This window comes from Streptomyces sp. NPDC055400, assembly GCF_053644375.1.
This window is the reverse complement of record NZ_JBSHLM010000005.1, coordinates 456,730-469,288: the sequence shown is the minus strand read 5'-3', so window position 1 is coordinate 469,288 and position 12,559 is coordinate 456,730. Positions and strand designations below refer to the sequence as shown.

General features: G+C 71.4%; 9 protein-coding genes. 6 read left to right on the top strand and 3 right to left on the bottom strand.

Going from position 1 to position 12,559, the window contains the following annotated elements:
- Window positions 1-79 precede the first annotated feature (79 nt).
- From ACWIGU_RS16305 to ACWIGU_RS16295, 3 genes are all read right to left on the bottom strand, one after another.
- On the bottom strand, window positions 80-1,723 hold the full coding sequence (locus ACWIGU_RS16305) for a PucR family transcriptional regulator (protein WP_454401356.1): 1,644 nt from the start codon (window positions 1,721-1,723) through the stop codon (window positions 80-82).
- Window positions 1,724-1,824: 101 nt separating this feature from the next.
- A complete protein-coding gene (locus tag ACWIGU_RS16300; protein ID WP_454401354.1) occupies window positions 1,825-2,250 on the bottom strand; it encodes a VOC family protein in 426 nt (141 codons plus the stop codon).
- Window positions 2,251-2,276: 26 nt separating this feature from the next.
- Window positions 2,277-2,759: a GNAT family N-acetyltransferase gene (locus ACWIGU_RS16295; protein WP_454401352.1), complete on the bottom strand. Its 483-nt coding sequence runs from the start codon at window positions 2,757-2,759 to the stop codon at window positions 2,277-2,279.
- Between the two features lie 832 nt (window positions 2,760-3,591).
- On the opposite strand from ACWIGU_RS16295, the gene ACWIGU_RS16290 reads away from it, so the two are divergent.
- From ACWIGU_RS16290 to asnB, 6 genes are all read left to right on the top strand, one after another.
- Complete coding sequence (locus ACWIGU_RS16290) at window positions 3,592-5,070, top strand: sugar transferase (protein ID WP_454401611.1); 1,479 nt, start codon at window positions 3,592-3,594, stop codon at window positions 5,068-5,070.
- Between the two features lie 73 nt (window positions 5,071-5,143).
- Window positions 5,144-6,460, top strand: a complete 1,317-nt coding sequence (locus ACWIGU_RS16285; RefSeq protein WP_454401351.1) for a nucleotide sugar dehydrogenase — start codon at window positions 5,144-5,146, stop codon at window positions 6,458-6,460.
- Window positions 6,450-7,715 (top strand): glycosyltransferase family 4 protein, encoded by a 1,266-nt coding sequence (locus ACWIGU_RS16280; RefSeq protein ID WP_454401349.1) that lies wholly within the window; start codon window positions 6,450-6,452, stop codon window positions 7,713-7,715. Before ACWIGU_RS16285 ends, ACWIGU_RS16280 begins: the two co-directional genes overlap by 11 nt.
- A complete protein-coding gene (locus ACWIGU_RS16275; protein ID WP_454401347.1) occupies window positions 7,712-9,082 on the top strand; it encodes a Wzz/FepE/Etk N-terminal domain-containing protein in 1,371 nt (456 codons plus the stop codon). The genes ACWIGU_RS16280 and ACWIGU_RS16275 overlap by 4 nt, the downstream gene beginning before the upstream one ends.
- Window positions 9,079-10,605, top strand: a complete 1,527-nt coding sequence (locus ACWIGU_RS16270) for a Wzz/FepE/Etk N-terminal domain-containing protein (RefSeq protein ID WP_454401346.1) — start codon at window positions 9,079-9,081, stop codon at window positions 10,603-10,605. The genes ACWIGU_RS16275 and ACWIGU_RS16270 overlap by 4 nt, the downstream gene beginning before the upstream one ends.
- A 4-nt stretch (window positions 10,606-10,609) precedes the next feature.
- Window positions 10,610-12,544, top strand: coding sequence for an asparagine synthase (glutamine-hydrolyzing) (gene asnB, locus ACWIGU_RS16265; RefSeq protein WP_454401344.1), 1,935 nt, complete (start codon window positions 10,610-10,612; stop codon window positions 12,542-12,544).
- The last annotated feature ends 15 nt before the right edge of the window (window positions 12,545-12,559 follow it).

The following is a 12,559-nucleotide window of genomic DNA, read 5'->3' as shown; positions in this document are numbered from 1 at the left end:
GTCGGACCCCGCCCACCTCTCCATGGTGCGCCCGCACGATGCGGAGGGGGCGGTCGTGGTGTGCCCGCACCACACCCGCTCAGGGCAGCGGGATCAGCCCGGCCCGCCGCAGCCCCAGCTCCACCAGCAGCCGTACGTCGGGATCGGTGAGGTCGATGCCGCACAGCTCCCCGGCCCGGCGCAGTCGGTACCGCAGCGTATTGGTGTGGACCCCCACATAGCGGGCGGTGGCTGCCGCGTCGCCGAAGAACACCAGGTGGGCGGCGACGGTGCGCGGCAGGTCCGTTCCGTGCCGCTCGTCGTGCTCGAGCAGCGCCGCCACGGCGTCCGCGGCCGAAGGCACGTGCTCGGCGACCGCGTCGGTCACCCGCAGCGCGTCCATGGCGAACCGGACATCCTCGGCGCAGGCCGTCTCGGGCCCGCCGCGTTCGCGCAGTACCCGCAGCACCTGGCCGGCCCCCGCACGGGAGGCGGCGGCGTCGCCGAGGCCCCCGACGGCGGGCCCCACCGCGACCAGCGGCCGCACCCCGGCGCCGCGCAGCACGCCGGCCAGGTCGCGTGCCAGCCGGTCCACGCCGTCCCCCGCCCCGGTACCGGTCACCAGGACGTCGAGCCGGTCGGCGTCGCGGTGCGCGAAGGCCGGGGTGTGATGCGCGGCGGCGCGCAGGGAGGCCAGGCGGAAGGCCCGGTCCAGAACGTCCGCCGCGATCGGCACCGCGACGGCCGCCGTGAGTACGGTGCACGGCTGTCCGGCCTCGACCCCGAGTACGGCCGCCGCCGCGGACACGTCCGGCGTGCGCTCCTCGAACAGGGCCCGCACCGCGTACCGGCGGCGGCCGGCGGCGGACCGGGACCGTAGCCGGTGGTGCAGCAGATGCGGTACGGCGATGGCCGCCGCCTGCCGCAGCGCTTCCCTGGCCCCGGGCGGCAGCGGTTCACCGTCGGCGGCCGCCCACAGCGACCCGAGGATCTCGTCGCCGGCCCGCACGGCGACGGCGAGGCGTTCGGGAAAGCGCGCGTCCGCGGGCCGGTGCACCACGTCGCCGCTCGCCCACAGGGTGGTGAGGAACCCGCTCTCGGCGAGTTCGGTCACCCGCCAGCTCGGCACCCGGCGGCCCAGGATGGTCAGCCTGCGCAGCGGGTCGGCGGTGTCGGCGGTCGGCGAGTACGCCAGCACGTTCGACTCGGGGTCCTCGACGGTGATCGCTCCGCCCACCAGCGCGGCAAGCGCCAGGGCGAGCCCCGGCAGATCACCGAGCGCCACATCGGCCGACGCCTCGGCGGGCGCCGCCGTACCGGTGCGGGCGATGGCCGCCCGCAGCAGCCCGATCAGCTCGCCCCACTCGATCCACGCGGCCCGGGAGAGCAGGGCGGTCGACACCTCATCGGCCGCCTCGGCGAGCGACGGCGCGATGCCCTGAGCGCCACGTCGCAGCACCACGGCCGCCGCCCCGGCGCGGTCCGCCGCGCGCAGTACGCCCGCGGCGCCCGGCGCGGACGTGTCGACGCCGGGCGCGATGAGAATCCGCCCCGGTGCCTGCAGGGTCTCCCCCTCGTCGAACACCCCGGCACCGCTCACCGGCACGTCCGTCCCGCACGGCGCCCGCAGCACCTCCACCACGTCGGGCCCGACCACGCCGATGGCCTGCCCCAGCGTGGGCGCACCACCGCCGTGCGCGGCGGCATCGGGCGAGGAGGGAGGGCCGGGCGGGGAAAGCTGCATGCCCCAAGTGTCGCCGATGCTTGCCGGCCGACGGCCGCCCCGGCCGCGCGTGCGTCACCCGGACCGGGGCCGGACCCGGTCCGGATCAGGGTGTGCCCGGATCAGACGACCGGTTCGCCGATGCCCAGCAGGTTTCCCTCGCTGTCACGGAACCAGGCGGCGCGTTCTCCCCGTGCGTCCTTGCTCGGGTAGTTGCCGTCGATCTCGGCGATCCCGTCCTTCGTCCGCAACCCGGGCATGTCGACCTCTTCGAACATCACGCCGCGTTGCTTGAGTTCCGCCACGATCGTCTCGACGTCGTCGACCTGCCACCCCATCTGGGTGAAGGTGCCGGGCGCGGCTCCCGTCGACTCGAACAGGGCGAACTCGGTGTCTCCGCACCGGTACAGCAGTCCGCCGGGCCGTTCGTCGACGGGCTCGAGACCGAGCTGCTCGGCGTAGAAGCGCCGTGCCCGGTCCAGGTCCTGGGCAGGCAGCCGGGTCGCCACACGCCCCCGGGCCAGAATGTTCCTGTTGTCCGCGTTCATGCCTCCACTGTGCCCCGCCGCGGCATTCAGAGCCGCCGGAAGTAGACCATCGCCGGAAACGGTGTGCACCCGAGCTGCTCGTAGAGGGCACGAGCAGGTGCGTGGAAGGGGTCTCCTCCGGTACCGATCTCGACCAGTTCGGCTCCGAGGGCCCGCATCTCCGCGAAGGCGTGCTCGCACAGTGCGGTGCCTACGCGGTGTCGACGGTGCTTGGCCGCGACGGCGAGGATCGTGACACTGCCCTTCCTGCCGACCGGTTCGACATTCCACGCCACGTAGCCGGCCATCCCGTCCTCGGCCTCGGCGACGGCGACGTAGGCGTGCCGTTCGGGTGCGTGGAGCTCGGCGACCTGCTCGCGGTAGTCGTCGCGCCAATTGCCGTGCTGGACGGCAAAGATGACGTCGCCCGTCAGAGGGCGGAAGGAGTCCTCGTAGAACGGCCGGAACGTCTCGATGGTCAGTTCGGTGAGTGGCGCCAGGTCGCGCCGAGAGAACGGGCGGATGAACATGGAAGTGCGCCTTTCGGGCTGAGGGCTTGATACCCGGACAGAACAGGGGCATCGGTCGGCCCGCTCGCAGCCGAAGGATCGACGGTGAGGCGGGCCCTCAGCGGCGGGTGCGCCAGGCGGCGAAACATTCCATGGGCCGCAGCGTAGTGCCCGATGTGCGAGCTGCGGCCTGGCGCATGCGGGGGTGTCGTCTCTCCTGCGGCGGCGATGCGTCGACTGGTGCCTCACCGAGTACTCAGGCGGTGATGTGTCGGCCTCGGGGTTGCCGGTGCCGGCAGCCGGAGAACTACCGTCGTCACAGGTCAGAGCCACGTCTTCGTCATCAAGGCGCCGCGGGTGGTCACCGGTCCGTGCATCCGGCTTCAAATCTTGAGCACAAATTCCACACATCCCTCTCTCCAGAGGGGCCTCGATGGTCTAGATTGACCGTGCTTCACATGGTGGGACACCAGGCGACAAATGATGATCTATAGGTCAGGCGTTACGGGCGGCCGGCAACTGGGCCTCCGGCGCCGGGCGTGGGGGTGATCAATTCTTGGCGCCTGCGAGGGGTTTCGGGTGGGGGGAGCACCCGAGGTTTCGACGGGTTCGCACGCACATCGAGGGCCTGGCAGGACACGCGATTCTGCGGTTGCCGGCGTGGGTTGCTCAAGTAGCGCTGAAATAACGGGGATGTCGTGCGCGGGGGGCGGGGGCCTCCCGGGGGGAGGAACAGCGCGGTGCGGGGGGCGGGGGCCTCCCGAGGGGAAGGACTGTGCGGGGCGGGGGCCTTCTGGGGGGAGGGACAGTGTTGGGCGACCATGTCGAACGACTGGGGACCGGGGTGGGTTCTGTGCGGCAGGGGGAATTAGCCGGCCCTTTTCCGTCGGCGCGCGAGCGTCTGACGAACGGGGCGATCAACCAGCTGACCAATGACTGGGAGCAGCGGTACCGCCGTACCGTGATCACCACCGACACCGTGGCCACCGCCTTGGTGGTGGCGGCGATCGGCAACTTTTTCGGGGCCCGGGACGCGGCCAACTGGCACGAGAAGTGGGGAATTCTCGCATTCGGCACCGAGCTCCTTGTGCTGGGAGCGCTTGCGGTGAGCCGGTCGTGGGCTCCGGCCGTGCTCGGCCAGGGCGCGGAGGAATTCCGCCGGCTCGGACGCTCGCTGTTCATGGCGACCGTCGCGCTGGCGCTCGGCGGGATCGCCCTCACCTCGCGCAACATCAAGCTCTGGATCTTCGTCGCGATCCCCGCGATCGCGCTCGTCACCATGACGGAGCGGTATGTGCTCCGCCTCTCGCTGCACAAACAGCGGAAGGAAGGACGGAGCCTGAGACCGGTGCTCGCTGCCGGGAGCGTGGCCACCGTGCGCGACCTGATCGCCCGAACCCGTAAGTTCCCGCACCTCGGCTGGCGAGTGGACGCGGTGTGCACGACGGACGGTCTCGGGCTCGACGGTGACCAGCTGGACGGAGTGCCGGTCGTCGGCCGGCTGTCGGACGTCGCGGGCCACGTCTGCCGCGACGGCTACCGTGTCGTCGCGGTCACGCCGGACCCGCACTGGTCACCGGACCGGCTGCAGCGATTGGCCTGGAACCTCGAAGGCAGCGATGCCGAGATGGTCGTGGCCCCCGTGCTGATGGAGGTGGCCGGCCCGCGGCTGCACGTCGACGCGGTGCTCGGGATCCCTCTGCTGCGGGTCAGCATGCCGACCTTCACCGGGGGCCGCCGGGCGATCAAGGGGGTCGTCGATCGGATGGGCGCGGCGATCCTGCTGCTCCTGTTCGCGCCGCTGATGGTGCTCGTCGCGCTGCTCGTACTGGTGGACAGCCGGGGCGGGGCGGTCTACCGCCAGCGCAGAGTCGGCAAGGACGGCCGCGAGTTCACCATCTTCAAGTTCCGCACCATGGTCGCCGGGGCTGACGGGGCCCGGGCCGCGCTGGCCGACCGCAACGAGGGCGCGGGCCTGCTGTTCAAGCTTCGCCGGGATCCGCGGGTGACCCGGGTGGGAGCAGTGCTGCGCCGGTACTCGATCGACGAGCTCCCGCAGCTTTTCAACGTGCTCACCGGATCGATGTCGCTCGTCGGTCCGAGGCCTCCGCTGCCGGAGGAGTCCGCTGCGTACGGCCCGGACATCCGGCGGCGGCTGCTGGTCAGGCCCGGGCTCACCGGTCTGTGGCAGATCAGCGGACGCAGCGACCTGCCGTGGGAGGAGGCGGTCAGGCTCGACCTGCGGTACGTGGAGGACTGGTCGCTCGCCCTGGACGCAGTGATCTTGTGGAAGACGCTGCGTGCGGTGCTGCAGGGCCAGGGGGCTTACTGATGCGCGAGGGTCATCGTCCGTCCGGCGCGCGGATCGCAGGCCACAAAGGCCTGCCTGGGGGGAGGAACGGGTCATGAGAGTAAGCGTGTTCGGGCTCGGCTACGTGGGCTGCGTGTCGGCCGCGTGCTTGGCCAGCCTGGGTCACGAGGTCATCGGCGTGGACGTGAACCAGGTCAAGGTCGACCTGGTCAACGACGGCAGGGCGCCGGTGGTCGAGGAGCGGATCGGCGAGCTCATCGCCGAGGCCGTGCGGACCGGAGCGCTGCGCGCCACCACCGACGTCCACGAGGCGATCAAGGGCAGCGAGGTGTCGCTGGTCTGCGTGGGCACGCCGTCGGAGCCCAACGGCAGCCTGTGCACCACGTACTTGGAGCGGGTCACCGAGCAGATCGGCGCCGCGCTGGCCGAGCGGAACGGTCGGCATACCGTCGTGCTGCGCAGCACCATGCTCCCGGGCACCTGCCTGAACCTCCTGGTACCGATCCTGGAGAAGTACGTCGGCGGCACGGCCGGGGTGGACTTCGGGGTCGCGGTCAACCCGGAGTTCCTGCGCGAGGGCACGAGCGTGCGGGACTTCTTCGACCCGCCGAAGACCGTCATCGGCGAGCTCGATCCGGCGAGCGGCGACGCGGTGGCGGCGCTGTACGAAGGCCTGCCCGGCGAGCTGTTCCGGGTGCCGATCTCGACGGCCGAGGCCATCAAATACGCGGACAACGCGTTCCACGGCCTGAAGATCGGCTTCGCGAACGAGCTCGGCGCGGTGTGCCAGGCGCTCGGGGTGGACTCGCACCAGGTGATGGACGTGTTCCTGGCCGACCGCAAGCTGAACATCAGCCCCGCCTACCTGCGGCCCGGCTTCGCCTTCGGCGGTTCCTGCCTGCCCAAGGACCTGCGCAGCCTGGTCCACGCGGCGCAGCGGGCCGACGTCTCGGTGCCCATACTCGCCCACGTGCTGACCTCCAACTCCGCACATCTGCAACGGGCGGTGGAGCTGGTCGAGCGCACCGGCAAGCGCCGGGCGGGGCTGTTCGGGCTGTCCTTCAAACCCGGCACGGACGACCTCCGTGAGAGCCCGCTCGTCGAACTGGCGGAGCGGCTCATCGGCAAGGGATACGACCTGCGGATCTATGACGCCAACGTGAACCTGTCACGATTGCTCGGCGCCAACCGCGAGTACATCGAGACCCGGCTGCCGCACATCGCGCAACTGCTCGTGGACTCCGTCGACGAGGTGCTCGAGCACGCCGAGGTGTGCCTGGTCGGGACCAAGGATCCGGCCGTGCTGTCGGCGCTGCCCCATGACGACGGCACGCTGCTCGTCGACCTCATCCGCATTCCCGACGCCGACGCGCGCCGGGCCGAACCGGGATACATGGGCCTTGCTTGGTGACATACGCAGCGGCGCCGGGCCGGCCCGACGCGCGCTGATCCTGGTGGAGAACCTGTCGGTGCCGTTCGACCGGCGGGTGTGGCAGGAGTGCACGACCCTGCGCGACGCGGGCTGGACGGTGCACGTCATCTGTCCTCAAGGGGAGAAGCGGGACACGGAGTTGGAGACCTCGATCGACGGGGTGCGGATCCACCGCTACCCGTTGCGCGCGGCCACCGGCGGTCCGGCCGGCTACCTGCGGGAGTACGGAACGGCGTTGTGGCATACGGTCCGGCTGGCCCGCAAGGTCGGCCCGGTCGACGTGGTGCACGCCTGCAACCCGCCCGACCTGCTGTTCCTGCCGGCACTGTGGATGAAGCGGCACGGGGCGCGGTTCATCTTCGACCAGCACGATCTGGTACCCGAGCTGTACCTCTCCCGGTTCGACCGCGGCGAGGACCTGCTCTACCGCGCTGTGTGCGCGCTGGAACGGCGGACCTACCGGGCCGCGGACATCGTGCTCGCCACGAACGAGAGCTACCGGGACGTCGCGGTGCGCCGTGGCGGCCGGCGGCCGGCGGACGTTTTCGTGGTGCGCAGCGCACCCGACATCGACCGGTTCCATCCGGTGCCGCCCGAGCCGGAGCTGAGGCGCGGCAAGCCTCATCTGCTGTGCTACCTCGGCGTCATGGGACCGCAGGACGGCGTCGACTACGCCTTGCGGGCCCTCGCGAAGCTGCGCGACGACCTCGGGCGGACCGACTGGCATGCGGTGTTCGTCGGCGCCGGAGACGCATTCGACGCGATGGTGGAGCTGTCCCGGCAGCTCGGGCTCTCGGACCAGGTGCAGTTCACCGGGCGCGTTCCGGACGCCGACCTGGTGCGCTACTTGTCCACCGCCGACGTGTGCCTTTCCCCCGACCCGCGCAATCCGCTCAACGACGTCTCGACCATGAACAAGGTCCTGGAGTACATGGTGATGGGCCGTCCGATCGTCTCCTTCGACCTCCGGGAGGCGCGCGTCTCCGCCGGTGACGCCGCCGTCTACGCGCCCGCCAACGACGAGGCCGAATTCGCCGGGCTCATCGCGATGCTGCTCGACGATCCGGAGCAGCGGGCCCGGATGGGCAAGATCGGCCAGGAGCGGATCAGCGGGCAGCTTTCCTGGAAGAACTCACAAGCGTCGCTGCTCGCCGCCTACGCCGCCGCGTGCCGTGACCGCACTCCGGTGCCGGCGGGCGACCCGGTCCGGGCACGGGGGAGGCAGCACCCTTGAGCGAAGACACGATACGTCTGGTCACGATCGGACGGATTCTCCGTCGGCGCTGGCGGCTTCTCGCCGTTCTCACCGTGGTGGGCGCGCTCGTCGGCTACGGCGCCTCGGTGGTGCTGTTTCCGCCGCGCTACACGGCGTCGACATCGGTACTGCTGCCGGGGCAGTGGGAAGAGCGCGAACTACTGACCCAGGTGGACATCGCGACCAGTTCGTCGGTGGTCGACCCCGTGGCCGCAAAGCTCGGCTGGAGGGGCGTCAGCGCCGCCGAGCTGCGGGACCGGGTGAGCGCCAAGGCCGCCGACGGGAACATCATCAGGATCTCGGGAACGGCCGACACCCCGAAGCGCGCGCAGCAGCTCTCCGACCGGGTGGCCCAGGAATTCACCGGATTCGCCGCGCGGCTCGCAGGCGGCAGCACCGACCCCGACGCGGCTACCGGGCCCGAGGCGCTGCGGCAGCAGGTGGTGGAGACCAACCGCCGCATCACCGACCTGGCCAACGCGGCCGATCCCGGCAAGACCGTGGAGAGCGTGCAGGCCCGCACCGAACTCGAGAAGCTGCGCACCGCGCTGGAGGAGGCCATGACGAAGCTGGACCAGGCCGACCCGGCGGCCGACAAGACCGGCCTGGTCGTCATGGGACCGGCGGCCCGGCCTACCAGCGAGGCGCCGCCGACAAGGATGCAACTCATCGCCGCTGGGGCGCTGCTGTTCTTCCTTCTCGCGGTCATCGGACATCTCGCCGTCGCACGGGTGAACCGCAGGCTGCGCACCGAACCGGAGATCGCCGCGGCGCTGGGATCGGCGCTCATCGGCACTGTCGACGTGCCTGGTGAACGGCCCGCGGACCGGCCCCAGGGCCGTGGCACGCGAGCTCGGTTCCGCCGACTCCTCGGCGTCGACACCCGGTGGGACATGCCGAACCCGCAGAGGTCCGACGACGAGGCCGGCAGGCGGATCCGCTACCGGCGGGTGTGCGCGCGCCTCCGGGACCAACTGCCGGCCTCCCGGCGGCTGCTGGTTGTCGTACCGAACGGCGACGAGATCGCCCTCCGGGCCGCCGGGCAGCTCGTGGCCGAGGCCCAGGGTGATCCGCTGCTGCGGGTGGTCGAAGTCTCGGTCGACCGGCCGATGGTGCCGGACCGCGACACCGAGTCCGGTGCCCTGGTCGTGCTCAGCGCGGGCAACTGGACCGCAGAGCAGCTCGCCGGCATCGCCGGGGCGTGTGCCGACGGCAGACATGAAGTCGTCGGCATCGTCGTCGCCGGCACGGTCCGGGACCGTCCGACGCGATCCGCCGGCCATCCTCCGCACGACGCCACTCTGGCGCTCGCGGTTCCCGGCCACTCGACGGGAGGTTCCGCGTGACGACGAGCACGACTTCCCAGTCGTCGGCAGCCACTCACCTGCTGGACCTGCAGGCACTGGTGGTGGCGGTGCGCAGACGCCGCCGCCTCTGGTGCTCCCTGGCGCTACTGGGGCTGCTGGTCGGCGCGGCGCTGGCGGTCCTGCGGCCGCCGCCGCCGTCCGCGGTGACCAAGGTGCTGGTCGCGCATCAGGCGGACCAGCCGAACGACCCCGGAACGCTGATCCGCACCGACGTGGAGCTGCTGCGGACCACGCGGATCGCCGACAAGGCCCTGGGGTCCCTCAACTCCTCGGAACGCACGGAAGACTTCATGCGGGACTACCGGGGCACCGGCTTGACCAACAACCTGCTGCAGATCGAGGTGACAGGAGACAGCGACGCGGACGCCGTGGCCCGAGCCAAGGCGTTGGCGGACGCGTTCGTCGCGGACCATGTGAGGCGGATGCAGGAAGCCGCGAAGTCCGAGGCCAAGGCCCTGCGCGACCAGGGTGACCGCATGCGGGGCGAACTCGCCCAGGTCAACAAGGCGATCGGGGACAGAACGCCGGAGAGCGACCCGAAGGCGTCGGCGAGCATCGAGTCGCTTTTCGCCCGCCGGGCGGAACTCAACTCGCGGATCGCCGATTTCGACCAGCGCGCCGAGGAGGCGCGCATGGGCACGCCCCAGATCGTCGCCGGCACTCAGATCGTGGACGCCCCGCGAGCGGTGCGGCACTCCCTGCCCAGGGCCGCTGCCACCAACGCCGCGATCGGGCTCGTCCTCGGGCTCGTCCTCGGGCTCGCGGTGGCCGCGGTCGGCACGGTGGTGGCGGACCGCCCCGTGCTGCGCCGGGAGATCGCGGCGAACCTGGGCGCCTCGGTCCTCGCGGAACTGCGCCGCGCGCCCCACCGGCCGGCCAGACTGTGGCAGCGCCGACGGACCCGGTCGGCACGCGAACGGCTCACCGCGACGCTGGCCCGCACCGTGCGTGGCTCAGCGGAACCGGTGTCACTGCTGGAACTGGGCTGTGCGCGCAGCACGAGCGTGATCGCCCTGGACCTCGCCCGGGCACTGGCGGCGGAGGGGCCGGTGGTCATCATCGACGATCTGCCGGCCCTGCGGCGCGCCCAACGCGGCCAGAAGCCAGGAGGCCCGGACGTGGTCGGCGTCGAGGGTGCCGCGGCCGTGCCGCATGCGGTGCGCCGGCTCGGTGTCGGCTCGGTCGCGCCCGGCACGGCGTGGACCGGCCTCCCGGAGCTCGGTACCCGAACCGTGCTCGTCGTACGTGCCGGGCACGGCAGCGCCGCATGGCTGCACACCGTGGCGCGGCAGCTCGCCGACCTGCTCATACCGGTGATCGGCGTGGTGCTGATCGACCCCGATCCGCGGGACCGGACCGACGGCACCCTGTGGGACGGGCTGCACACCGCGCTGCGCGGCCACAACGAGCAGCTGGCACGGGAGAACGCGACGGGCCGGGTGCGGACGGAACGGCCTTCATGGGCAGTACGAGTCCCGGACAGCGACCAGGAGGCGCGGTAAGCACATGTGTGGCATCGCAGGCACTTATCGATGGCCGGACGGAAAGGTCGTGACCGACCGGCTCACCGACACCCTCGCCCACCGCGGTCCGGACGGGGCGGGCCGGTACAGCCACCCCGCCGGTGACGGCGAAGTGCACCTCGGGCACCGCCGGCTGGCCATCATCGACCTGTCCGGGACAGGCGCCCAGCCGATGGCCAAGGACGGTCTCGTCCTCACCTACAACGGTGAGCTGTACAACGCCCCCGAGCTGCGTGCCGAACTGGCAGCCGCCGGGGTGCGCTTCCGCGGTACCTCCGACACCGAGGTGCTCCTCGAGGCCTGGCGGCGCTGGGGCACCGACTCCCTGCCCCGGCTGCGCGGCATGTTCGCGTTCGGGATCTTCGACGAGCGCACCGGTGAACTGGTCCTCGCCCGCGACCAGTTGGGCATCAAGCCGCTGTTCCTGCTCCGGCGCGGCGCGGGCCTGGTGTTCGCCTCCGAGCTCAAGGCGCTCGCCGCCGTGACCGGCGGGTCGCTGCAGGTGGACCATGCGGCGCTGGTGGCCTCGCTGCTGTACTACTGGGTGCCGGACTCGCGCTGTGCGTTCCGCGAAGCGGAGAAGCTGCCGCCGGGCAGCTGGCTCAGGTGCCGGCCCGACGGCCGAGTGGAGCGCGGCCGGTACTGGAACCTGAAGGACGTCGCCGCCGAGGGCCGGGAGCGAGCACGCAGCGGCGAGCAGCCGGACCTGGCTGCCGTCGTCGAGGAGTCGACCCGACAGCACCTGCTCTCCGACGTACCCGTGGCGACCTTCCTCTCCGGCGGTCTCGACTCCAGCTACCTGACCGCCCTTGCGGCCCGCCACCAGCCCGGGATCTCCGCCTACACGATCGGATTCCGCGCCGAGGACGCCAAGTTCGAGGCGATGCCGGACGACCTGCGCTACGCCCGGCAGGTGGCCGAGCGGTTCGGCGTCGACCTGCACGAGATCGAGATCGCCCCGAACGTACTCGACCTGCTGCCGCAGATGACGTACAGCCTGGACGAGCCGATCGGCGACCCCGCCGCGATCAACACGTTCCTGATCTGCTCGGCCGCCCGGGAGGCCGGGGTCAAGGTGATGCTCTCGGGGATGGGTGCCGACGAGCTGTTCGCCGGATATCGCAAACACCTGGCCAACCTGCTCGCACTGCGCTACCAGCGCGTCCCGCGGCCCCTGCGGCGCGGGGTGTTCAAGGCCGTGGACCGGCTGCCGGTCGCCACGGCCCGCAGGGGGTACCGGTCGGTGCGCTTCGCGAAGCGGTTCCTCTCCTTCGCCGACCTGCCCGAGGAGACCGCGTTCCGGCGCAGCTACACCATGTACGACCAGGACGAGCTGCTCTCCCTGGTCAGTCCGGACCTGGCCGGGACGGTCGACGACGTGCTGACCGAGCATGCGGACATCTACCAGGACAACGAGCTCGACGACTTCGTCAACCGCATGTGCCTGGGCGACGCCCGGATGTTCCTGCCGGGCCTGAACCTCGCCTACACAGACCGGTCGAGCATGGCCGCCTCGACCGAGGTGCGGGTGCCGTACGTGGACGTCGAGGTGGTCAAGGCCGCGTTCGCCGTGCCCGGCGACCGCAAGATCGTCGGACGGCAGGGCAAGGCCGTCCTCAAGGAGGCGGCCACCTCGATCCTGCCCCGGGAGATCGTGTACCGGCCCAAGGGCCTGTTCAGCGCACCGCTGCGGGCCTGGATGAGCCGGGATCTGGCACCGCTGGTGCGCGAGGTGGTCAACGACGGCGTGCTCGTCAGCTCAGGGCTCCTGCGCCGCGACGCCCTGGCGCGCATGGTCGCCGAGGACGCCGCCGGGCAGCGGGACTTCTCCAAGCATCTGTGGCATGTGCTGACGCTCGAGTACTGGTACCGCGGCGCGACCTCCGGCTCCGCCCGGAGCACTCGCTCGGCAGCGTAGAAGACGGCTAGAAAC

Excerpts from the sequence above, each read along its gene's own strand:
- asnB (WP_454401344.1), top strand. The coding sequence starts at position 10,610 with ATGTGTGGCATCGCAGGCACTTATCGATGGCCGGACGGAAAGGTCGTG.
- ACWIGU_RS16285 (WP_454401351.1), top strand. The coding sequence starts at position 5,144 with ATGAGAGTAAGCGTGTTCGGGCTCGGCTACGTGGGCTGCGTGTCGGCC.
- ACWIGU_RS16305 (WP_454401356.1), bottom strand. The coding sequence starts at position 1,723 with ATGCAGCTTTCCCCGCCCGGCCCTCCCTCCTCGCCCGATGCCGCCGCG.
- ACWIGU_RS16300 (WP_454401354.1), bottom strand. The coding sequence starts at position 2,250 with ATGAACGCGGACAACAGGAACATTCTGGCCCGGGGGCGTGTGGCGACC.
- ACWIGU_RS16295 (WP_454401352.1), bottom strand. The coding sequence starts at position 2,759 with ATGTTCATCCGCCCGTTCTCTCGGCGCGACCTGGCGCCACTCACCGAA.